At 68.9% G+C, this 22,234-nt stretch carries 23 protein-coding genes and 1 tRNA gene; 11 read left to right on the forward strand and 13 right to left on the reverse strand.

The window, feature by feature from the left end; all coding sequences use genetic code 11:
- The 5 genes from IPL89_07610 to rnr form a co-directional block, all read right to left on the reverse strand.
- Window positions 1-477, reverse strand: a complete 477-nt coding sequence (locus IPL89_07610) for a Rieske 2Fe-2S domain-containing protein (protein ID MBK9063046.1) — start codon at window positions 475-477, stop codon at window positions 1-3.
- Window positions 474-671: a cbb3-type cytochrome oxidase assembly protein CcoS gene (gene ccoS, locus IPL89_07615; protein MBK9063047.1), complete on the reverse strand. Its 198-nt coding sequence runs from the start codon at window positions 669-671 to the stop codon at window positions 474-476. Before ccoS ends, IPL89_07610 begins: the two co-directional genes overlap by 4 nt.
- Before the next feature lie 146 nt (window positions 672-817).
- Window positions 818-1,360 (reverse strand): MerR family transcriptional regulator, encoded by a 543-nt coding sequence (locus IPL89_07620; protein ID MBK9063048.1) that lies wholly within the window; start codon window positions 1,358-1,360, stop codon window positions 818-820.
- A gap of 31 nt (window positions 1,361-1,391) precedes the next feature.
- On the reverse strand, window positions 1,392-2,735 hold the full coding sequence (gene der / locus IPL89_07625; protein MBK9063049.1) for a ribosome biogenesis GTPase Der: 1,344 nt from the start codon (window positions 2,733-2,735) through the stop codon (window positions 1,392-1,394).
- A complete protein-coding gene (gene rnr, locus IPL89_07630; GenBank protein MBK9063050.1) occupies window positions 2,735-5,044 on the reverse strand; it encodes a ribonuclease R in 2,310 nt (769 codons plus the stop codon). The genes der and rnr overlap by 1 nt, the downstream gene beginning before the upstream one ends.
- 190 nt (window positions 5,045-5,234) lie before the next feature.
- Between rnr and IPL89_07635 the strand changes: the two genes are divergently transcribed.
- Window positions 5,235-6,164: a hypothetical protein gene (locus tag IPL89_07635; protein ID MBK9063051.1), complete on the forward strand. Its 930-nt coding sequence runs from the start codon at window positions 5,235-5,237 to the stop codon at window positions 6,162-6,164.
- Window positions 6,165-6,259: 95 nt separating this feature from the next.
- Here IPL89_07635 and IPL89_07640 read toward each other — a convergent pair.
- The 8 genes from IPL89_07640 to IPL89_07675 form a co-directional block, all read right to left on the reverse strand.
- A tRNA-Leu gene (locus IPL89_07640) sits at window positions 6,260-6,348 on the reverse strand.
- A 43-nt stretch (window positions 6,349-6,391) separates the two neighbouring features.
- Window positions 6,392-7,123, reverse strand: coding sequence for a PilZ domain-containing protein (locus IPL89_07645; GenBank protein ID MBK9063052.1), 732 nt, complete (start codon window positions 7,121-7,123; stop codon window positions 6,392-6,394).
- Window positions 7,120-7,521, reverse strand: coding sequence for a hypothetical protein (locus IPL89_07650; protein MBK9063053.1), 402 nt, complete (start codon window positions 7,519-7,521; stop codon window positions 7,120-7,122). Before IPL89_07650 ends, IPL89_07645 begins: the two co-directional genes overlap by 4 nt.
- A complete protein-coding gene (locus IPL89_07655; protein ID MBK9063054.1) occupies window positions 7,518-7,784 on the reverse strand; it encodes an acyl carrier protein in 267 nt (88 codons plus the stop codon). The genes IPL89_07650 and IPL89_07655 overlap by 4 nt, the downstream gene beginning before the upstream one ends.
- Window positions 7,785-7,833: 49 nt before the next feature.
- Entirely contained in the window at window positions 7,834-8,583 is a 750-nt protein-coding gene (locus IPL89_07660) for a 3-oxoacyl-ACP reductase FabG (GenBank protein MBK9063055.1), read from the reverse strand.
- The gene (locus tag IPL89_07665) at window positions 8,580-9,611 is read right to left on the reverse strand and encodes an ACP S-malonyltransferase (protein MBK9063056.1); all 1,032 of its coding nucleotides are present in this window, start codon (window positions 9,609-9,611) and stop codon (window positions 8,580-8,582) included. Before IPL89_07665 ends, IPL89_07660 begins: the two co-directional genes overlap by 4 nt.
- Window positions 9,608-10,501 (reverse strand): polysaccharide deacetylase family protein, encoded by an 894-nt coding sequence (locus IPL89_07670; protein ID MBK9063057.1) that lies wholly within the window; start codon window positions 10,499-10,501, stop codon window positions 9,608-9,610. Before IPL89_07670 ends, IPL89_07665 begins: the two co-directional genes overlap by 4 nt.
- Window positions 10,502-10,508: 7 nt before the next feature.
- Complete coding sequence (locus IPL89_07675) at window positions 10,509-11,204, reverse strand: glycosyltransferase family 2 protein (protein ID MBK9063058.1); 696 nt, start codon at window positions 11,202-11,204, stop codon at window positions 10,509-10,511.
- 55 nt (window positions 11,205-11,259) lie between these two features.
- On the opposite strand from IPL89_07675, the gene ndhC reads away from it, so the two are divergent.
- The 10 genes from ndhC (at window position 11,260) to IPL89_07725 (ending at window position 22,202) form a co-directional block, all read left to right on the forward strand.
- Window positions 11,260-11,622, forward strand: coding sequence for an NADH-quinone oxidoreductase subunit A (ndhC, locus tag IPL89_07680; GenBank protein ID MBK9063059.1), 363 nt, complete (start codon window positions 11,260-11,262; stop codon window positions 11,620-11,622).
- 1 nt (window position 11,623) lies between these two features.
- Window positions 11,624-12,181, forward strand: coding sequence for an NADH-quinone oxidoreductase subunit NuoE (nuoE, locus tag IPL89_07685; GenBank protein MBK9063060.1), 558 nt, complete (start codon window positions 11,624-11,626; stop codon window positions 12,179-12,181).
- 4 nt (window positions 12,182-12,185) lie between these two features.
- On the forward strand, window positions 12,186-13,562 hold the full coding sequence (nuoF, locus tag IPL89_07690; protein ID MBK9063061.1) for an NADH-quinone oxidoreductase subunit NuoF: 1,377 nt from the start codon (window positions 12,186-12,188) through the stop codon (window positions 13,560-13,562).
- On the forward strand, window positions 13,562-15,289 hold the full coding sequence (locus IPL89_07695; protein ID MBK9063062.1) for a (2Fe-2S)-binding protein: 1,728 nt from the start codon (window positions 13,562-13,564) through the stop codon (window positions 15,287-15,289). Before nuoF ends, IPL89_07695 begins: the two co-directional genes overlap by 1 nt.
- 71 nt (window positions 15,290-15,360) lie before the next feature.
- A complete protein-coding gene (gene nuoH, locus IPL89_07700; protein ID MBK9063063.1) occupies window positions 15,361-16,335 on the forward strand; it encodes an NADH-quinone oxidoreductase subunit NuoH in 975 nt (324 codons plus the stop codon).
- Complete coding sequence (locus tag IPL89_07705) at window positions 16,335-16,853, forward strand: NADH-quinone oxidoreductase subunit J (GenBank protein ID MBK9063064.1); 519 nt, start codon at window positions 16,335-16,337, stop codon at window positions 16,851-16,853. The genes nuoH and IPL89_07705 overlap by 1 nt, the downstream gene beginning before the upstream one ends.
- 26 nt (window positions 16,854-16,879) lie before the next feature.
- Window positions 16,880-17,185, forward strand: coding sequence for an NADH-quinone oxidoreductase subunit NuoK (gene nuoK / locus IPL89_07710; GenBank protein ID MBK9063065.1), 306 nt, complete (start codon window positions 16,880-16,882; stop codon window positions 17,183-17,185).
- Between the two features lie 7 nt (window positions 17,186-17,192).
- Window positions 17,193-19,193 carry an NADH-quinone oxidoreductase subunit L gene (nuoL, locus tag IPL89_07715; GenBank protein ID MBK9063066.1) on the forward strand — a complete coding sequence of 667 codons (2,001 nt, stop codon included), beginning with the start codon at window positions 17,193-17,195 and terminating at the stop codon, window positions 19,191-19,193.
- 4 nt (window positions 19,194-19,197) lie between these two features.
- Window positions 19,198-20,745 carry an NADH-quinone oxidoreductase subunit M gene (locus IPL89_07720; protein MBK9063067.1) on the forward strand — a complete coding sequence of 516 codons (1,548 nt, stop codon included), beginning with the start codon at window positions 19,198-19,200 and terminating at the stop codon, window positions 20,743-20,745.
- A complete protein-coding gene (locus IPL89_07725; protein MBK9063068.1) occupies window positions 20,742-22,202 on the forward strand; it encodes an NADH-quinone oxidoreductase subunit N in 1,461 nt (486 codons plus the stop codon). The genes IPL89_07720 and IPL89_07725 overlap by 4 nt, the downstream gene beginning before the upstream one ends.
- The last annotated feature ends 32 nt before the right edge of the window (window positions 22,203-22,234 follow it).

Below are 22,234 nucleotides of genomic sequence, written 5' to 3' on the forward strand. Positions count from 1 at the left end.
TCAGACCTTCAGGAACGTTCCGGCGGGCACGGCCTCGGCCGTGTCGACCTCGAGCTCGCCGTTCGGCGAGAGCGCAATGCGGAACCAAGGCAGGGGCCGCGGCGCCGGGCCGCCGAGCACGGTCCCCTCGGCGTCGAACCGGCTGCCGTGGCAGGGGCAGTCGAAGCCGATCTCGGTCGTCGCAATCACGCAGCCGAGGTGCGTGCACGTGTTCGAGATCGCGCACATGCCGGCCTCGGTCCGCACGATCGTGACGCGCTGGCGCGTCATCGGGAGGCGCGTCCCGGGCGGATAGGCCTCGGGCTTCCCGATGCGAAAGCGCGAGGGCTCGCCGTACGTGACGCGCGGCTTGAAGAAGAGCAGGTTCGAGAACACGGCGACCGCGTTCGCGCCGAAGAGGGAGACGACGCTCGTGATCGTCAGCGCTCTCCGGCGGCTCATCGTCATGCTCGGCTTGGCCTCGGTCGGCTTCGTCATGTCCGCCTCCGCGGTTCGGTGTTCGGACCTTTCCCGTCGCCGCCGTCGTCGGCGAGATCGGGCCAGAAAAGCTGTTCCTTGGTTTTCTCGAGGTCGCGGAACTGTCCGCTGCGGACGCCCCACGCCCACGCGAGCGCGCCGGCGATCCCCATGGAGATTCCGGCCGCAAATAACATTACCGTTATGGTCATCATTGCGGCTTCACGCTTCCGAGGGGGGGAAGGACCGCTTGTGCGCCCATGGCGCAAGGATCGGGAGGCGGGCGCCGCGCAGCCATAGTTCATCTGCCTCATGGAGAGGCAGGTTGAGCGGGAAAACGCCCCGTCTCAGGGGGGCGCGGTCAGGGCTCGGACCGCGAGAGAAGGGCGAGGATTTCCTGCAGCTCGGCCACGGCGCGCGGCACCCGGTCGTCCGCCGGGGCCAGCGGAACGGCCGCGGGAACTTCGATGGGCTGCGTGGTTTCCGGCGCGGGCAGCTCGACGGCCGAGGCTTCGGTGAACGTCGGCGCGGCGGCCTTCGGGGGACGGGGCGGGCGTGGTTTTTCGGCCTTCGCGGGCTTCGGCGCCTCGGGAATCGGCGCGACCGCGGGATTCGTGTCCGCGCCGGCGTCCTTCGACTCGGCCTTCCCGCTCCCCTCGCTCTCGAGGCGCTTCTTGGCGCCGGCGATCGTGTAGCCCTCGTCGTAGAGCAGACGCTTGATCTGCTCGATGAGCTTCAGCTCGCGCGCGCTGTACGTGCGGGGGCCGGGAATGGACTTGTCGGGTGCGAGGACCGGGAACTCGGACTCCCAGTAGCGGAGCACGTAGGGCTGAACGTCCGCGATGCGGCAGACATCCCCGATCTTGTAACGAGTTTCGCCGCCGGAACCGTTCGCTTCGGCCATCTGCAATCCGTTTTTAGCACGGATTTTCGGATTATTTCTCTTTCTTTCCCTCTCGCTTTTCGTCCCCGGGCTTGACGATGAACTTCACGGGGACGCCGTCCAGCTTCCAGTGCTCGCGGATCCGGTTCTGCAGGAAGCGCTCGAACGAGAAGTGCAGCGCCTCGGCCCGGTCCGCGAAGAGCCGCACGAGCGGCGGCTCGGAGGCGACCTGTACGGCGTAGCGGATCCGGAGCTCCCGGCCCGAGCGCCCCTTGGGCAGCTCGCGCTGGAACGCCTTCTGAAGGACGCGGTTCAGCTCGCCGGTGGACATGCGCGTCGCGAAGCGCTTCGCGAGCGCGTCCGCCTCGGTCAGGATCCGCCCCACGCCCTTCCCCGTCAGGGCGGAGATCGGGAGGAACGGCGCGTTGCGCAGGAACACGAACCGCCTCACGACGTCCTGCTTCATCTCGCGGACCTTCTCGTGGTCCTTCTCGACGAGGTCCCACTTGTTCGCGACGAGGAGGAGGCCGCGGCCCGCTTCTTCGGCGTAGCCCGCGATGTGGGCGTCCTGCGCCGTGATGCCGTCGCCGGCGTCGAAGACGATGACGACGAGCCGGGCGCGCTCCATCGACTTGCGCGCCGCCACGACCGAGAGCACCTCGGGGGCGTCGGTCGTGCGGCCCTTCTTGCGGATTCCGGCCGTGTCGACGAGGACGTACTCGCGGCCGTTGACGGACAGCCGGCAGTCGATCGCGTCCCGGGTGGTTCCGGCGATCTCGGACACCATCACGCGGTCGCGGCCGAGGAGCGCGTTCACGATGGACGACTTTCCCACGTTCGGGCGGCCCACGATCGCGATCGGCAGCGGTTCGGTGCGGGTGTCGGGGTCGAGGTCGGGCGGGACGGCGGCCTCGATGGCGTCGAAGATCTCGTCGGCGCCCGTGCCGTGCAGCGCCGAGACCCCCACGACCTGCGGGAAGCCGAGCTGGTACCCGTCCGCCGTCGAGTTCGCAGCGGACTTCGCGTCGATCTTGTTCCAGGCCACCAGAACCGGCTTGCCGAGCGCATGCAGCCGCTGGGCGATTCTCTCGTCTTCCGGCAGCCGGCCCGATACGCCGTCGAGGACGAAGATCAGGAGGTCGGCGTCGACGACGGTCGAGAGCGTCCGGTCGCTGGTCCACGCCGCGAACCCGCCCGCGGCGTCGAGGTCCAGCCCGCCCGTGTCGACGAGCTCGTAGGCGCGGCCGCTCGGCGTCTTCGCGACGACCGCGAGCGCGTCGCGCGTCATCCCCGGCTGGTCGTGGACGAGCGCCCGCCGCTCGCCGGCGAGGCGGTTGAAAAGCGCGGACTTCCCGACGTTCGGGCGCCCGACGAGGACGACCTTGAAGGCGGCCATCAGCGCCGCCTGCGCGGGGCGGGGCCCCGCCTTGGCGAGGCGCCGCGGCGCGGAGCCGGCTTGCGCGCGTGGTGCTGGAGCGCTTCGACGCGGCTCGCGCTCTTCGGGCCCGCGCTCGCCCCCACCGGGACGAAGTCGAGGCCGCGCTTCTCGGAGTCGGCCTTCACGAGCTTGACGCGCAGCCGGTCGCCGAGGCGGAAGACGCGCCCCGTCGAGGCGCCGACGAGGCGGTGCTCGACGTCCTCGAACCGGTAGAAGTCGTCCTGGAGCGACGAGATCGGGATGAGGCCGTCGACGTAAATGTCCTCGAGCGTCACGAAGAGACCGAAGCCGACGACGGCCGAGACGTACGCCCAGAACTCGTCGCCCACGCGCTTGCTCAGGAAGACGAACTTCTTCCACGAGATCGCTTCGCGCTCGGCGGACTCGGCGCGCCGCTCGCGCGACGAGCAGTGCAGCGCGGCTTCCTTGAACCAGCGCGTGCGGCCCTCGGCCTCTTCGGGCCGCGGGGCGCGGCGGGCCGCGATCCACTCCACGAGCGCGCGGTGGACGAGAAGGTCCGGGTAGCGCCGGATCGGGGACGTGAAGTGCGCGTAGTACGTGGCCGCGAGCGCGTAGTGCCCGCGGCAGTCTTCGGAGTAGAGGGCCTTCTTCTGCGAGCGCAGGACGAGGTCGTCCACGAAGCGCTCCTCGGGCTTGCCCTGCGCCTGGTCGAGGATGGCCTGGAACGTCGCGGGCGTGACCTCCTCCTCATCCTCCGGCAGGTCGTAGCCGAGGGGGCCGAGGACGACGCGCAGCGCCGCGAGGCGCGTCTCGTCGGGGCGGTCGTGGACGCGGTAGAGCGCGGGTGTCGGCACGAACACGAGGTGACGCGCCACGGCCTCGTTGGCCGCGAGCATGAACTCCTCGATGAGCCGGTGCGCCTCGTTCCGCACGGCCTTGAGGATCGCGACGGCCTCGCCTTCCTCGCCGAGGATGACGTCCGAGTCCGGCAGGTCGAAGTCCAGAGACCCGCGGCGCACGCGCCGCGACTGCAGCGCATGCGCCGCGCGCTGCGCGACCCCACTCGGGAAGGGAGAAGAAACTTCTTGAGGAGGGAAGGCTGGCGCGCCGTCGCGCCTCTGCCCCTCTTCCTTTTCTAGGAAATCCCCGACTTCGTTGTATGTAAGCCTCGCGCGTGACTTGATGAGCGAGCGGTAGAACTCGCTCTTCACCGTCTCCCCGTGCTTGTCCAGCGTGAGGACCGCCGACACCGTGCGGCGCTCCTCGTCGGGGCGCAGCGAGCAGAGGTCGTTCGAAAGGCGCTCGGGGAGCATGGCGATCGCGCGGTCCGGGAAGTAGACGGATGTGCCGCGCTCGTACGCCTCGGCGTCGAGCGCGCTCCCGACCGGGACGTAGTGCGAAACGTCCGCGATGTGGATGCCGATGCGGAAGCCGCCGTTCGGCAGCTGCTCGGCCTCGATCGCGTCGTCGAAGTCGCGCGCGGTCTCGCCGTCGATCGTCACGATCGTGCGGGCCGTGAAGTCCGTGCGTTCGCGCCGCTCGCCCTCGCCCACCTCGCGCACGGAGGCCTCGGCCTCCGCGATCACGGTTTCGGGGTACTTCCGCGGGATCCCCCACTTGCGGGCCACTACCTCGACGTCCACGCCGGCGTCGCCCTCGAAGCCGATCGTGTCGGTCACCTCGGCGAGCGCGAGGCGCTTGTCGTCGGGCCACGCGATGATCCGGGCCTCGACGAAGATCCCGTCGGGCGCGTTCAGGTCCTTGCCGTCCGGCACCGCGAGGCGCGCGTCGATCTTCCGGTCGAACGGGACGACGAACGTCCCCTCCGGCCCGCGGACGAGCTTGCCGACGACCGTCTCGCGCCGGCGGACGAGCACCTTGACGACCGTCCCGGTCGGGCGCGGGTCGAACCGCGGCGCGCGGCCGCCCTTCGACTTCGGCGCGGCCTTGGCCGCCTCGACGCGGACGAGGACGACGTCCCCGTCGAGGGCGCTGGCGAGTCCGGTCACCGGTGTGTCCGGAACTCCGGGCACTCCGGAGAGGAGGAACGCGCGGCCCTCGCCGCGTACGGCGAGCGTTCCGGCCTGAAAGTCGGTGAACTCGATGAGGGAGAGCTTCTCGCCGCGCACGCGCACGATCTCGCCGCGCCGCTCGAGGTCGGCGACGACGGCGCGCAGATCGTCCTCGTCTGCCGCGGTGGGAGCGAGGCCGAAGACCTTGCGGGCAAGGTCGTTGAAGGGAAGGACGCGCTGGCCCCTCGGCTTGAGAGCCGAAAGGGCCGCTTCACGGATCTGATTGGGGTTCATGAAGAGGGTCTCGAACCCGGCCGTTTCAAGCCTAAATGACTCTGGGCAGGGAATTTCTGGTCGAGCTGGCGATTCCGGGCGGGATGCCCGATGCCGCGCTCAACCGGGACAAGGCTACCACGGAGACGGACAAACCCGCCTCAAGGCCGGTACACCCTTTGCGATTCCGGGGTTGCACGAGGAGGACGCCATGAGAAAACCCAACGACATCTCCAGCCCCATCAGGATGTTGGGCGCCGCAACGATCGCCGTCACGGCGGCCGCCGCGTTCGTCGCCGGCGGCTGCGGCTCCAGAACGGAGCACGCACAGCTCGTCTCGGAGAAGAAATACCTGGCGACGGAGAACCGCCGTGTCTCCGACGCCCTCGAGGCGAAGAACGTCCAGACGCGCGAGCTCGAGGTGGCGCTCCTCGAGGTTCAGAACGGCCTCCAGGAGATTCGCGGCCAGGAGCTCGCCGCGGTCCGCACGTCGATCCGCGTCGCCAGGGAGGGCCGGGCCTCGGCGACCCTGCGCGAGGAGCTGCGGACCGAGGTCCGGACGATCCGGGATGCCGTCCGCGAGAACCTCGCGAAGCTCGCCCGGCTGGAGGCGCAGAGCGCCGAGAGCGGCCTCAAGACCGCGACTCTAGAGAGGCAGACGGGAGAGCTGCGCCGGTCACTCGAGGCGAAGGACGCCCTCGTGAAGGACCTCGACGCGCGCGTCCGCGACCTCTCCCTCGCCGTGAAGACGCAGGCGGCGAGCCTGAAGGAGAAGGACGCCGCCCTGCGCGACGGCGAGGCGCGGCTCGCCCGCAAGACGAAGGAAGCGAACACGGCCTGGGTCGCGGTCGCTTCGAAGCGCACGCTCGCGCAGAAGGGCGTCGTCGCACGCGCGGGCCTCGGCGGGGCGTGGACGCAGACAGGCCGTTTCGACCCGGACGTCTTCCGCGAGGTGGACGTGACGCGGGACCTCTTCGTCGAGATCCCGGCGCCCGCGAAGAGCATCCGCGTCGTGACGGCGCAGCCGAAGGAGAGCTACCGGATCGTCGATGCGGACGCGAAGACGTCGAAGCTCGAGGTCGCCGACGCCGAGGCGTTCTGGAGAGGCGAGCGTTTCCTCGTCGTCATGCTCCCCGACTGAGGTCCGGGGGACCCGCCCTTCTCCTGCCCCGGGCGCCGGGGGGCAGGTTGCGCAACGAAAAGCCCCGCCGGTGAGGCGGGGCCGTTCGTTCAGGCTGGTGCGAAAGGGGGGACTCGAACCCCCACAGCCGGTAAGGGCTACAAGGTCCTGAGCCTTGCGCGTCTACCAATTCCGCCACTTTCGCGCGGGCGAGGAGAATAAGCGGGCCCGAAGGCCCCGTCAATTCCCTAGCGCCGGAAGCCGGCCCGCTCGCGCTCGGCGACGTAGCCGTCGATGCGGACCTGGTCGACCTCGCCGATCTCCGTGAAGCGGATCCCGAACGCGGGGTGGAAATGATCGAGGTCGTTCGTGCGCCTCACCACTTTGCCCGAGGCCCTCAGGGGCTTGGGGTCGTCGGGCAGGAAGAACTCGAGCGTGACGGCGCGGCCGATCGGGATGGGCGTCTCGATCTCGACGAGGACGCCGTTGGACGAAACGTTCAGCATCTTTCCGAGCTTCAGCGAGCCCTCGCTCGTGACGCGGGCGATCGTGTTGACCTCGCGCCGGGCCGGGATGAGCGTGAGGCGGCTCGCCTTGTCGAGGAGCTCGTCGGCCGGGAACGGGGCGAGCATGAAGTCGTTGATGCCGGGGACGAGCGCCTCCTCGAGGTGCGGCATCCCGGCCGGCACGACGAGCATCATCGAGACGGCGCGCCAGTGCGCCTTCTCACGCAGCCGCCGGCAGGCCCCGACGCCGCCGTCCGGAGGGAACGAGGCGTCGAAGATGACGAGGTCGGGGATCTTCTCGGGCACGAGCGCCTCGAGCTCCTCGACGCTCTCGGCGACGCGCACGGCGTAGCCCGCGAGCGAGAGGACCGACGCTCCGCCCCGGAGGAGGCCCGCGGGCGGGCCCGCGAGAAGCACTTTCTTCTTCGCGAAGAGGCCCGAATCGCGCGGGAACGTGCCGGAGTCGGGGGTCACGCCGCACTCCCGTGCCGCACCACGATCGAGCCGCGCGCGATCTCGGCGCCCGCGGCGTCGGAGATCCGTCCGTCGAACTTCACCGAGTCGCCGAAGCGGCCCGCGACAGCCACGTCCACGTCGAAAACGTCTCCCGGGACGGCCTGCCGGACGGCGACGAGGTCCGAGATCCCGGCGAGGAATCCCCGGCGGCCGAGGTCCGCGTCTCCGCCCTCGAGGAGGAGCGCCGACTGCGCGATGAGCTCGCCGTAGAGCGTCGCCGCGAGCGGCCCGCCCTGCGACGCCTGCGCCCCCGCCGTCACCATGACCCGCACGCGGCCCTCCGCCCGGCCCGAGGACGCGACGACCGCGTCGGCGAAGCGGAACGGAAAGACGTGCGGGAGGGGCTGGAACGTCATGCGGCCTTCGCGCGGATGAACTCGCAGAGGGCGTTCACGGAGGCGAACGCCTTCACGCCGACCTCTTCGTCCTGCACCTTGATCCCGAACTCCTTCTCCACGCCGAGCACGAGCTCGAGCGCGTCGATGGAGTCGAGGCCGAGTCCGCCGTCGGCGTCCCCGAAGAGGGGGGTGTCGTCCTTGATGGAGGCCGGGTCCACGTCCAGCTTCAGCTGCCGGACGATCAATTCCTTCACGCGTGGCTTCAAGTCCTCTGATGACAACGTCTCTTCTCCCGTGCCGGTGGAAACCGGATCTTCGAGAATATCAGGCTCAGCCGACGAAGCCGCCGTCGATCCGGACGGTCTGCCCCGTGAGGTAAGCGGCGCCGTCCGTGCACAGGAACGAGACGAAGGGCGCGATGTCCTCCGGGCGGCCGAAGCGCTGGACCGGGACGCGCTTCAGGAAGTCCTCGCGGGCTTCCTTCCCGAGGAAGGAGATCATCTCGGTCTCGACGAAGCCCGGGGCGATGGCGTTGACGGTGACGCCGAACGGCCCGACCTCGGCCGCGAGCGACTTCGTGAACGCGACGAGCGCGCCCTTGGCCGCCGAGTAGTTCGTCTGGCCCGCGCTGCCCGAAAAGGCCGCGAGGGACGAGACGTTCACGATGCGCCCCCAGCGTCGCCTCAGCATGCCGCGCACGAACGCCTTCGTCGTGCGGTACGTCCCGCCGAGGGCCGTGTCCATCACGAGGTTCCAGTTCGCGTCCGGCATGAGAGCAAAGAGGCCGTTCTTCAGGACGGCCGCGTTATTCACGAGGACGTCGATCCCCTCGCGTTCCTTGTCGAGGCGGTCCGCGAGCGCCGTGATGTCCGCGGCGGACGTCACGTCGCACTTCACGGCTTCCCCGCTGCCGCCCGCGGCGCGGATCGCCTCGACGGCCGCCTCGGCGCCAGCGGCGTCCGCGCGGTACGTGAGGACGGCGTGGTACCCGTCGGCCGCGAGGCGCTCGCCGACGGCGCGGCCAATGCCCCTCGAGGCGCCGGTCACGAGCGCAACGCGGGCGCGCGGGGCGTCCGTCACGGGATCACCGGGGCCGGCACCCGATGCGGGCCGGCAGGCACGACGGTGGCGGCGAAGACGTGCACGTCCTCCGGCCGCTCGAGCGACGGCCGCGCGACGATCGCGTCGCGCAGCGTCCAGCGGACGAGACGCGTCAGCACGTCACCGGGGCCGACTTCGGCGAAGCGGTGGATGCCGGCCGCCCTCATCGACGAAAGAGTCGGAGAAAACAGAGATGGAAGAGAGATTTGCTTAGAAAGAACATATGCAGCCTCCGCGCCGTCGGCCACCCGCCGCCCCAGCATGGGGGCATAGAGAGCAGCGCGGGGCTGCCCCACCCTCACACCACCTTCTAAGAAGTTCTTCAATCTCTCGGTTACGGATTCGAGGCTTCTCGAGTGCATCGGGAAGCCGATGCTGAGCATTTCCGCTTTCAGCGCCCGCGGCCGCAGGAGGTCGAGGGCCTCTTCGACCAGATCCCGCTCCCCCGTCAGGACGAACTGCGCCGCCGCGTTCTCCGTCGCGATGGCGAGCCGGGAGAGGTCCGGGCAGACGCCCGCGAGGGCCGCCTCGACATCGGGCCGCCCGAGGCCGATCACGAAGCCCATCGTCCCGTCCGCGTCGCCGCTCGCGCGCGCCTCGGACAGGAGCCGCTCGGCTTCGAGCAGGACGTCGAGGGCCGCCTCGCGCGAGAGGCAGCCGGCGGCGACGAACGCCGCGTACGTTCCGAGGCTGTACCCGCAGGACGCATCCGGCACGAGACCGTGCTCGCGCCGAAGGACCTCGAGCGCAGCCAGGGAAGCGGCGAAGACGCCGACCTGGGCGGGCTTGTCGTCGTGAAGTGAGTCGGACCCCGCGCCGAAGAACGTCGCGCCGATGGAGATTCCGGACCGAAGAGAGATCTCTTCGAATAGTGAAGAGACATATTCAAAGCGCGCCGCCAGCGCCTCGCCCATCCCCGGCTTCTCGCTGAGCTGGCCGGGGAACAGCGCGCCGAACGTGGCGCCGTGGAAGGCGTGGCCCTCCCCGGAAACGCGAGCCGCGGTCATGCGGCGGCTCCTCTTCTCTCTTCTCTCTTCACTTTCAAAGAAATCTTTTCTTTCTTTTCTTCCTCTTCGACTCTCGCGGACGAGATGGGCGCGAACGTCCAACGCTTCAGCCAGCGCCCCCAGCGCGCTTCCGTCCGCCCGCGCCCGGCGAAGTGGACGAGGCGCTGGACGGTCGAGAGGCCCGGCATCTCCGGATGCTCGGGGTCGAATTCCCACGGATGCGCGTAGAGGACGGGCGGAATCCCCGCCGAAAGCGACTGCTCGATCGCCTCCTCGACGCGGCTCTCGCGCGTCAGACGCGAGCACACGCCGCCGCCCCACAGCGCGCGCTGCCCGAAGAACGTCCCCATCAGGGGTGGGACTTCGAGGATGGGCCCTGCGGGCGTCTCGAGAACCGTCGGGCGCGCCGGGTTCGCCGGGTCTCCGACGGGCGGCGCCGTCGTCAGGGACGAGTCGACCGTGAAGCCTTCCTCGACGAGGACGGCGAGCGCCGGATTGTCGGCCTTCAGCATCGACCACTCCGGGGCGCGGAAGGCGGTGACGGGCTTGCCGACGATCTCCTGGAGCGTGTCGCGGCTCCGCCGGATCTCGTCGCGAAACTCCGCGGGCGTTATCTCGAAGACGCGGCGGTGCGTGTCGCCGTGGCAGCCGATCTCGTGCCCGGCCGCGGCGATCCGCTTCACGAGCGCCGGGCTCTGGCGGGCCACCCAGCCGAGGACGAAGAACGTCGCCCTCGACGCCGTCCCGGCGAGAATGTCGAGGATCCGGTCCGTCCCGACGTGCACGCGCTTCTCGCGCGCGGCCCACGTCGCGGGGTCGGAGTAGGCGGCGTGCCCGCACACGTGGAACCAGTCCTCCACGTCGACGGTCAGGATCGGGGAGACGGGCACGCCCGGATTATGACGCGTCGGAATCGAGCGTCTTGTAATACACGGAAAGCCAGGACGTGATCCACGTGTCGCGGAACGGACGGTAGTGCGAGCGCACGCCGTAGATCGTCTTCACGGGCACCGCGGCGAAGCGGCGGACGCGAGGCGCGGCCTTGATGAGGATCTCGTTCTCGATTGAATACCGCTCGGCGCGGAGGTTGAGCGTCCGGAGGAGATCCGCCGTAATCACGCGGTAGCCCGACTGGCCGTCCTCGACGGGCAGGCCCGTCATGCGGCCCAGCACCTTGTCGCCGATGGTGTTCGCCCAGTAGTTCTTCGCGGGCATCGTCGCCGTGTCTTTCAGGCGCGACCCGATGACGAAGTCCGCCCCGCCCTTCGCGGCCGAAAGGAGGGCCGGCAAGTCGGCCGGATCGTGCTGGCCGTCCGCATCCACGAACGCGACGTGCGACACGGGCTCGTTCAGGAGCACGGCGAGTCCGTCTCTCAGGGCCGAACCCTTCCCCCCGTTCGCGGGTCGGACGAGGACGCGGGCTCCAGCGGCGCGGGCCGCGTCGGCGGTGCCGTCGCCGCTCCCGTCGTCCACGACCAGGACCTCCGGGACGACGCTCTTCAGCCCCGCGACCACGCCGCCAACCGTCGAGGCGCAGCGGAAGGCGGGCACGAGCGCGGCGGGGCGAAACTCTCCGGAAATCTTGTCGAACATCACGGTTGGGGATTGACGGGAGAGCCCTGTTTGTGAAAAGTATCACGAGCGACGAATGGGCAGCCCGCTGGCCTTCCTTCCGATCCTGATGATGCTCGTGGGCGCCATGGGCGTCGGAGCCTTGCTCCTCGGCCTGAACTACGTCCTCGGCCGCAAAGTGAGGACGAAACGCAAGCTCTCCCCCTACGAGAGCGGCATGCCCCTCCTCGACGACAGCCACAAGCGGATCAGCGTGAAGTTCTTCATCGTCGCGATGATCTTCATCCTGTTCGACGTGGAGGCCGCGTTCCTCTACCCGTGGGCGGTCGTGTTCCGCGAGGGCGGCATGGCCGTCTTCGTGGAGATGCTCGTCTTCGTCGTCGTGCTCTTCCTCGGCTTCGGCTACCTCTGGAAGAAGGGCGCCTTCGATTGGAAATGATGTGAGCGGCGGAGCGAACGTCCCCGTAGCCGAGCAGGCCGGACTCCCCCGCACGGGCGAGCACGGCGCCCTTTCCTGCGGAAAGGCCCTCTCCTTCTCGAAGGAAGCGCGCGCCGAGCTCGACCGCCTCCTCACCCGCTATCCGACGAAGCAGGCCGCGCTCCTCCCGACCCTCTGGCTCGCCCAGAAGGAATGGGGCTGGATCTCGCGCGAGGCCGTGGACGCCGTCGCCTCACTGCTCGGCCTCGCGCCCGCGTTCGTGTGGGGAGTCGTGACCTTCTACACGATGTACAACCGCGCGCCCGTCGGCAAGCACCTCATCCAGGTCTGCACGTCCATCTCGTGTCACCTGAACGGCGCCGAAGAGGTGTTCCACGAGTGCAAGAAGCGGCTCGGCGGCCTGAAGACCGGCGAGACGTCGAAGGACGGCAAGTACACGGTGATCGAGGTCGAGTGCCTCGCCCAGTGCGACAAGGCGCCGGCCGTGATGGTCAACGACGACGACTACGCGGTGATCACGAAGGACAACCTCGACGCGTTCCTGAAGGGTCTGGGCTGAGGCGATGAGCGGACTCGACACGATTCCTCCCGTCCTTCTCGCCCGCCTCGGCAAGCCGGACTCGCGCGCGATCGACGGCTACGTCGCCGACGGCGGCTACGCCTCCTGGAAAAACGTCCTCGCCGGCGCGAAGTCCGGCGAGTGGACGCCCGCGAAGCTGACGGACATGGTCAAGGCCTCGGGCCTCCGCGGCCGCGGCGGCGCCGGCTTCCCGTGCGGCCTGAAGTGGACGTTCGTGCCGACGAAGGAGAAACGCGGCGAAAAGCCCGTCTACCTTCTCTGCAACGCGGACGAGTCCGAGCCCGGCACGTTCAAGGACCGGCTCCTGATCGAGCAGGACCCGCACCAGATCCTCGAGGGGATGATGCTCGCGAGCTTCGCCCTCGACGTGAAGCACGCGTACATCTACATCCGCGGCGAGATGGTCCACGGCGCCGAGTACCTCAACGCGGCGATCGCGGAGGCGCACGCGAAGGGCTTCCTCGGGACGGACATTCTCGGCTCCGGCGTCGACCTCACGATCACCGTCCACCGCGGCGCGGGCGCGTACATCTGCGGCGAAGAGACGGCGCTCATCGAGAGCCTCGAGGGCAAGCGTGGCCACCCGCGCATCAAGCCTCCCTTCCCCGCCGTGTCCGGCGTGTGGGGCTGCCCGACGGTCGTCAACAACGTCGAGACGCTCTGCTGCGTCAAGCACATCGTCGACCGCGGCGCGGACTGGTTCAAGGGCGTCGGGCGCAACGAGAAGAACACCGGGCCGAAGCTCTATGCCGTCTCGGGCCACGTCGAGAAACCCGGCGTCTACGAGGCTCCGATCGGGATCCCGTGGGAGCAGCTCCTCGCGATGGCGGGCGGCGTGCGCGGCGGGCGGAAACTGAAAGCCGTCATCCCCGGCGGCTCGTCGGCGCCGATGCTCACGGCCGCCGAGATCGCGGGAATCCCGATGGACTTCGACGGCATCGCGGCCGCGAAGTCGATGTTCGGGTCGGCCGCCATCATCGTGATGGACGAGACGACCGACATCCCGAAGGCCGTCACGAACATCGCGAAGTTCTACGCGCACGAGTCCTGCGGCCAGTGCACGCCCTGCCGCGAGGGCACGCCGTGGCTCCTCAAGATGCTCCGGCGCATCGTGAACGGCGAGGGCAAGAAGACCGACCTCGACCTCCTCCTCCAGATCTCGAACCAGATGGGCAACGGCATGACGATCTGCGTCTTCGCCGACGCCGCCATCGCGCCGGTGATCTCGGGAATCACGAAGTTCCGCGGAGAGTTCGAGGCGTACATCGAGAAATCGACAAAGCCGGGATTCGAAACCGCCGCCTCTTCCGACATCACCGCGGCCATCGCGGACCGCACGGCCGCAGGAATGCATTCCTGATGGCGAAAGTAACCGTCGACGGGAAGACCGTCGAAGTCCCGAACGACGCGAACGCCCTCGAGGCGTGTCGCGCCGCCGGCGTCGACATCCCCCACTTCTGCTACCACCCGGCGCTCTCGATCGTCGGCCAGTGCCGCATGTGCATGGTCGAGGTCGAGGGCGTGCCGAAGATCCAGGCCTCGTGCACGGTGCCCGTGCGCGACGGGATGGTCATCAAGGCCTCGACGGAGAAGGCCCTCGCGGCGCGCAACGCCACGATGGAGTTCCTCCTCATCAACCACCCGCTCGACTGCCCCATCTGCGACCAGGCCGGCGAGTGCAAGCTGCAGGACAACGCCGTCGCCGGCGGCCTGCCGGTCTCGCGCACGTCCGAGCCGCGCCGCCAGTTCCCGGGCTACGACCGCACGGAGATCGGCCCCCACGTGATCGCGGACATGACGCGCTGCATCCAGTGCACGCGCTGCATCCGCTTCTGCCAGGAGATCACCGAGACCGGCGAGCTCACGTTCATCGAGCGCGGCGGCCACACGATCGTCTGGACGCACGAGGGCAAGGCGCTCGACAACGACCTGTCGGGCTGCGCCGCGGACGTCTGCCCGGTCGGCGCGCTCACGACGAAGGAATTCCGGTTCCGCAAGCGCGTGTGGTGGCTCGACAAGACGCGCTCGATCTGCGACGGCTGCGAGATCGGCTGCAGCCTCTCGATCGAGCACCGGGACGGCGTCGTCTACCGCTACACGCCCCGCGTCCAGCCCGCCGTGAACGACTACTGGCTCTGCGACTACGGCCGCTTCCGCGCCGAGCAGCTCAACGAGCTCGACTTCACGAAGCCCGAGATCCGGGTCGCGGGAGGCACGGAGAGAAAGCGGACGAACTGGGGCGAGGCGCTCGACGCGGTGAAGACTGCGATCGAGAAGGCACGGGAAGAAGAGAGAGCCAAAGAGAAGATTTCTTCGAGTGTAAGAGTCCTCGGGTCCGCCTTCCTCACGACCGAGGAGGCCTGGCTTCTCGCCACGCTCTGCAAGGATTCTCTGAAGGTGAATGCACCCGAGTTCACCGTGGACATCGGGCCCAGGAGGCGCATCCGGAACAAGAAGGACGGCTGGCTCTACGGAACCGAGGCGGCCCCCAACAGCAGAGGCTGCGAAGCGGCCGGCCTGAAGCGCGCCAAAGAAGACGGGACGACGCCCCTGTCCCTCCTACTTTCAAAGAAATCTTCCTCTTCTCCTTCGGTTCTCTACATTACGGATGCCGAATTCACGGAGAAGGCGAACGACCCTGCTTTTGTTTCCCTCCTTCGGCAGGCGTCCGTCCTCATCGTCCACGCCCGCAAGCGCAACGCGCTGACCGACGCGGCGGACATCGTCCTGCCGGTCGCGTCGCTCGCCGGGACGGAGGGCACGTTCGTGAACGCAAAGGGCCGCGTGCAGCGCGTCGACCTCGCGATCCTCGCGCCGCCCATCGTCCGCACGAGCCTCGAGATCTTCCTGCACCTCGGCGCGAAATACGGCGCCTTCGACACGCAGTGGACCGCCCGCGACGTCTTCGACCGCATGAAGGCGTCCGTCTCCGGCTACGCCGGCCTCGACTGGGATTCCGACGACCTCGTCGGCAACCCGCCGTCCATCTCTCCCGCCGCCGCCTACGACGCCATCGGCCTGAACAAGGACGCCGACGTCGAGGTCTTCACGCGCCCGTCCGTCGCGGCGCCGGATCGCAAGCCGTGAGCCCGACGCTCTCGGCCGCCCTCGAGGGAGCCGGCAAGATCGCCTTCATCTGGGGCGTCGTCCTCGCGGCCATGCTCCCGAACCTCATCTGGATGGAGCGCCGCGTCGCGGGCCTCATCCAGGACCGCCCGGGCCCGAACCGCGTCGGTCCGTTCGGCCTCCTGCAGGCCATCGCGGACACCCTGAAAATGTTCATGAAGGAGGACGTCGTCCCGCTCTACGCGGACCGCGTCCTGCACACGCTCGCGCCGTTCATCCTGCTCGTTCCGGCTATGGCGACGTTCGCCGTCATCCCCTTCGGCTCGAAGATTCCGCTCTTCGGCCGCGAGATTCCGCTCGTCGTCGCGGACGTGAACATCGGGATCCTGTACGTCTTCGCGCTCACCTCGGTCGGCGTCTACGGCCTCGTCCTCGCGGGCTGGGCGTCGAACAACAAGTTCGCGCTCATGGGCGGCATCCGCTCGTCCGCGCAGGTCATCAGCTACGAGCTCTCGATGGGCCTCGCCGCGATCGCGACGCTCATGGCGGCGGGCTCCCTGCGCCTCACGCGCGTCGTCGAATACCAGGCGGGCGGCACGTTCCTGGGGTTCCTGCCGCTCTGGAACTGCTTCACCCAGCCGCTCGGCTGCATCATCTTCATCATCGCGGCGTTCGCCGAGACGAACCGCATTCCCTTCGACCTTCCCGAGGCCGAAGCCGAGCTCGTCGCGGGCTACCACACGGAATACTCGGGCTTCCGGTTCGGCGCGTTCTTCATGGCCGAGTACCTGAACCTCGTCGCCTCCTCGATGATGATGGCGACGCTCTACTTCGGCGGCTGGTCTCTCCCGTTCCTCCCGCACGCCGGGCTCCTCGGCGGCCTCCTGTCGGTCGTCGTCTTCTTCGCGAAGACGATGTGCTTCATCTTCCTGTTCATGTGGGTCCGCTGGACCCTTCCCCGCTTCCGGTTCGACCAGCTCATGGACATCGGCTGGAAGGCCCTGCTGCCGCTCTCGCTCCTCAACCTCCTCTGGACGGGGGCGCTCGTGCTCCTGAAGGTGATCTGATGCCGGCCCTCAGCGGAGAGCTCGTCGTCTTCACGATCGCATCCGTGCTCGCGATCGGGTTCGCCCTCGCGATGGTCGTCCAGAAGACGCCCGTGAGGAGCGTCCTCTCGCTCGTCGTGACGTTCATGGGCCTCGCGATCTTCTCGATCCAGCTCGCGGCGCCGTTCATCGCGGTCCTCATGATCTTCGTCTACGCCGGCGCCATCCTCGTCCTCTTCCTCTTCGTCATCATGCTGCTCAACCTGAGCCAGGAAGCGACCGAGGAGGACACCCGACCCGTCCAGCGCTGGCTGGGGCTCGTGGCCGCGCTCGGCCTCGGCGGCCTCCTGTCCGGCGCGGCCCTCCGGGCGCCGATGCCGAAGGGCGCCGCCCCCGCTCTGACGCCGCTCGCCGACGAGATCCCGACGATCGGCCGGCTCCTCTTCTCCGACTACCTCCTCGCGTTCGAGGCGCTCTCCTTCCTGCTCCTCGTGGCCGCGGTCGGCGCGCTCCTCCTCTCGAAGAGGAGGTTCGAATGACCGGCGTCCTGCCCGGCGTCGTCCCGATGGCCGTGCCCCCCGGCGCGTACCTCGTCGTCGGAACCCTGCTTTTCGCGATCGGCCTCGCCGGCGCGCTGCTCAAGCGAAACGCTCTCTCGATCTTCCTGTCGATCGAGCTGATGATGAACGCCGTCAACCTCCTGTTCCTCACGTACGCGCGCATGCGCGGCGACATGGCGGGACAGATGATCGTCTTCTTCGTGATCGCGATCGCGGCCGCCGAGGCCTCGATCGGGCTCGCGATCTTCGTCGCGCTCTTCCGCGCCCGCCGCACGGTGGACGTGGACAAGATCGCGCTGCTGAAGTGGTAGGCCGCGCATGAACCAGCTCTGGCTCATTCCGGTCCTCCCCCTCGCGGGATTCCTTCTGAACGGCCTCGTCGCGCTTCTCTTCGCGAGCGCCCGCTCGGAGGCGGAGCGCGGCGCCGACCAGCCGAAGGTCCGCCTCCCCTACTTCCAGCGCCTGTTCCACGGCGTCGTCGGCGTCGGCTCGGTCGGCCTCGCGGCCGTCCTCTCGTTCGCGGCCCTCGTCCCGTACGTCCTCGAGTCCCTGAAGAGCCACGAGGGCCTCGCCCCCGTCGTCCAGCACGTCTACACGTGGATGGCCGCGGGCGACTACTCCGTCGACGTCGCGTTCCGCCTCGACGCGCTCTCGGCGCTCATGCTCTCGTTCGTCACGTTCGTCGGGACGCTCATCCACGTCTACAGCGTCGGGTACATGCAGGACGAGGAAGGCTACGGACGCTTCTTCGCGTACCTGAACCTCTTCATGTTCGCGATGCTCACGCTCGTCCTCGCGGACAACCTCCCGCTCCTCTTCGTGGGCTGGGAAGGCGTCGGCCTCTGCTCGTACCTCCTGATCGGCTACTACTACGACAAGGACTTCGCGGCCGCCGCCGGCAAGAAGGCGTTCGTCGCGAACCGGATCGGCGACTTCGGCATGGTGCTCGGGATCTTCGGGATCTTCGCCCTCTTCGGGACGGCCGACTTCTCGTTCGTCGAGCTCGCGAAGCGCGCGGCGCTCGCGCCCGGGTCGCACATCTCCGTCTACGTCGTCTGCCTCCTCCTGTTCCTCGGGGCGTGCGGCAAGAGCGCGCAGGTCCCACTGTACGTCTGGCTGCCGGACGCCATGGCCGGCCCGACGCCGGTCTCGGCCCTCATCCACGCCGCCACGATGGTCACGGCCGGCGTCTACCTCGTCGCGCGCTGCAGCGCCGTCTTCGTCCTCGCGCCCGACGCCCTGACGCTCGTCGCGTGGATCGGCGCGGGCACGGCGATCTTCGCGGCGACGATCGGCCTCGCGCAGAACGACATCAAGAAGGTCCTCGCCTACTCGACGGTCTCGCAGCTCGGCTACATGTTCCTCGCATGCGGCGTCGGCGCGTTCTCGGCGGGCATGTTCCACGTCTTCACGCACGCATTCTTCAAGGCCTGCCTCTTCCTCGGATCCGGCTCGGTCATCATGTCCATGCATCACGAGCAGGACATGCGGAAGATGGGCGGGCTGGCTGCGCGCATTCCGCAGACGTTCCGGACGATGCTCGTCGCGACGATCGCCATCGCGGGCATCGCGCCGCTCGCGGGCTTCTTCTCGAAGGACATGATCCTGGGCTCGGCGGCCGCCTCCGGCCACTGGGGCCTCTTCGCAGTCGGGCTCTTCACGGCCTTCCTGACGGCCTTCTACATGTTCCGCCTCGTCTCGATGACGTTCTGGTCCTCGCCGCGCGGCGACCACCACGCCCACGAGCACGCCCACGAAAGCCCGGCCACGATGACGGTGCCGCTCTGGATCCTCGCCGGCCTCTCCGTCGTCGCCGGCCTCGTCGGCGTACCGGCGGCGCTCGGCGGCTCCGACCTGATCGGCCGCTTCCTCGAGGCGTCCGTCGCCCACCCCGAGATGCACGAGATGTCGCACGGGGCCGAGATCGGCCTCATGGCGTTGTCCCTCGCGGTTGCGTTCGGGGGCATCGGGCTGGCCCTCTCCTGGTATCGCAAGGCCTCCGGCCCGGTCGAGGCCGTTTCCCCGCAGGCCGCTGCCTTCTTCGCGAAGACCGGCGCGCTCGGCCGCCTCGTCGCGAACAAGTGGAACGTGGACGAGGGCATCGAGGCGCTCGTCCTGAATCCCTTCCGGAAGATCGGCACGTTCCTCTGGCGCGGGTTCGACGCCCTCTTCATCGACGGCATCGCGAACGCCTCGGCGTTCCTCGTCGAGCTCGCGGGCGACCTCATGCGCTTCTTCACGACCGGCCACGTCCGCAATTACGCCCTCGCCTTCTCGCTGGGCGCGCTCGTCTTCGTTCTGTACGTGTGGGTGAGGTAGCGCCATGAACCTCCAGCCTCTCGGCGCCGACCTCCTCACGACGCTCGTCTTCCTCCCGTCGCTCGGGGCGCTCGTCCTCGCGCTCGTGCCCGGGGAGTCGAAGACGGCCGCGAAGGTCGTCGGCCTCGCGACCTCGCTCCTCACGTTCGCGGTCAGCGTCGTCATGCTCCGGGGCTTCGACGCGGCGGCCCCCGGCATCGCGGGCTTCGCGATCGACCGCCCGTGGATCCCACGCTTCGGCATCCGCTACCAGATGGGCGTCGACGGGCTCGCCGTCGCGCTGATTCTCCTGACGACGGTCCTCACGGTCTCGGTCCTGCTCGTGGCGTGCGGGCAGAAGATCGACCGGTTCAAGGGCTACGTCGCCGCATTCCTCGTCCTCGAGACGGGCATGCTCGGCAGCCTCGTCGCCCTCGACGTCCTCCTCTTCTATGTGTTCTGGGAAGTCATGCTGATCCCGATGTATTTCATCATCGGGATCTGGGGCGGCAAGCGGCGCATCTACGCCACGATGAAGTTCTTCCTCTTCACGATGGCGGGCTCGCTGCTGATGTTCATCGCGATCCTGTACGCCGCCGGCGTGCACACCCGGACGACGGGCGTCCAGAGCTTCTCGCTCCTCGACTGGACCCGTGCCGCGTCGTCGGGCGCGTGGGGCCTCACACCGGGCGTCGAGGCGCTCCTCTTCGGCGCGTTCGCGCTCGCGTTCCTCGTGAAGGTCCCGCTCTGGCCGCTCCACACGTGGCTGCCCGACGCGCACGTCGAGGCGCCCACCGGCGGCTCGATCATCCTCGCCGGCGTCCTCCTCAAGCTCGGGACGTACGGCCTTCTGCGCTTCGCCTGGCCGCTCTTCCCGAACGCCGCCGCCCGGTACGGACCGTTCATCGCCGTCCTCGCCCTCATCGGGATCGTCTACGGCGCGTGGGTCGCCGCCGCCCAGAAGGACATGAAGAAGCTCGTCGCGTACTCGTCGGTGAGCCATCTCGCGCTCGTCGTCCTCGGCATCGTCGCCGGGACGGGCGCCGCGCTCTCCGGGGCGATCTTCCAGATGATCGGCCACGGCCTCACGACGGGCCTCCTCTTCCTCCTCGTCGGCGTCCTCTACGAGCGGCGCCACACGCGCGAGATGGCCGACTACGGCGGCATCGCGGCGCGGGTTCCCGTGACCACGACGCTGTTCGTGGTTGCCACGCTCGGCTCCGTGGGCCTCCCGGGCCTGAACGGCTTCATCGGCGAGTTCCTGATCCTCGGCGGCGTCTTCCAGGTCAACATCGTCTGGGCCGCGATCGCCGCCACCGGAATGGTCCTCGGCGCGATCTACCTCCTCACGCTCGTCCAGAAGGTCTTCTGGGGCCCCGAGACGGTCCCCGCGAACCGAACCCTGACGGACATCAACGGCTGGGAGCTCGCGGGCGCCTTCCCGCTCATCGTCCTGATCGTCCTCCTCGGCGTCTTCCCGCGGCCGCTCCTGAACCTCGTGGACGGCTCCGTGAGGTCGCTGCAGAAGCCCGCCGCGACGTCGGCGGTCCCCACGGCGGAGGCCGCCCGATGACCGGCTTCCTGCACGTCACCGGAGCGGACTTCGCCGCCGTCGCGCCCGAGATGGTCCTGTGCCTCGCGGCGACGCTCATCCTTCTCCTGGACGCCTTCGCCCGCCCCCTGCGGTCGTTCCTGCCGTATGTCGCCCTCGCGTCCCTCGCGATCGCGAACCTCGCGGGCCGCGACGTGACGGGGACGTTCTTCTCGGGCGCCGTAGAAGTCACCGGCTTCACGCGCTACATGGAGCTCGTGGCCCTCGGGGCCGTGGCGCTCGCCATCCTCGGCGGCGCCGCCGCGCTCGAGCGCGACAAGCGCGACCAGGGAGAGTTCTACGCCCTCCTGCTCTTCGCCGCGGCGGGACTGATCCTCATGGTGCGCGGAGGGGACCTCCTCGTCGTCTTCATCGGCCTCGAGCTGATGTCGCTCTGCCTGTACGTCCTCGCCGCCTGGTACCGCGACAACCCGGCCGCGACCGAGGCGGGGATGAAGTACTTCCTCATGGGCGCCCTCGCGTCGGCGTTCCTCCTCTACGGCGTCGCGACGATCTACGGGCGCCTCGGGACGACGTCGTTCGCGAAGATCCAGGGCCTCGCGTCGACGCCCGGGCTCGTGGCGTTCGACACGATGCTCGCGGCCGGCATCCTCGCCGTCGTCGCCGGGTTGGCCTTCAAGATCGCTCTCGTCCCGTTCCACGGGTGGGCTCCGGACGTCTACCAGGGCATGACGACGCCCGCCGTCGCCTTCCTGTCGACGGCTCCGAAGGCGGGCGCGGTGCTCGTCCTCGCCCGGGTCCTCCACGCGCTCTTCCCCGCCGGGCTCGGCGACCCGTGGCGGCCGCTCCTCGCGATCCTCGCGGTGCTTTCGATTCTCTTCGGGAACATCGTGGCTCTCTCGCAGCGCGACCTGAAGCGCATGCTCGCGTATTCGGGCATCGCGCAGATGGGATACGTGACGATCGCTCTCGCCACGTTCACGACGAGTGCCCTCGAGGGCGCCGGCGTCTTCCTCGCGGGCTACCTCGTGACGAACGCGGCGGCCTTCCTCGCCATCGCGGCGCTGTCGTCCGGCGAGAACGAGCCGAAGGTCCTGTCGGATCTCGCGGGCCTCGGGAGGCGCAAGCCGCTCGCCGCCACGGTTCTGACGCTCTCGATGCTCTCGCTCGCCGGCCTCCCGCCCACGGTCGGGTTCATCGGCAAGCTCCTCGTCTTCCGCGCCGCGGTCGACGGCGGCCTCGTCCCGCTGACGATCATCGGCGTCTTCGGCAGCCTCGTGTCCGTGGGGTACTACCTGCGCGTCGTCTACCACCTCTGGATGAAGGAACCGGTGCGCGAAGTCTCCCTCGTGCCGGACGACGTCCTTTCCGGAGCGGCGTTCCTCCTCACCGCGGCGCTCATGCTCCTCTGGGGCGTGTTCCCGCGCGCCCTCCTCGATGTGGCCCGCCAGGCCGCGGCGGCCCTTCTCGGCCGCTGACGATGTCCGAGAAATCCTGGGACCGTCCCGAC

This window comes from Acidobacteriota bacterium (genome assembly GCA_016716715.1).
GTDB lineage: Bacteria > Acidobacteriota > Thermoanaerobaculia > UBA5066 > UBA5066 > Fen-183.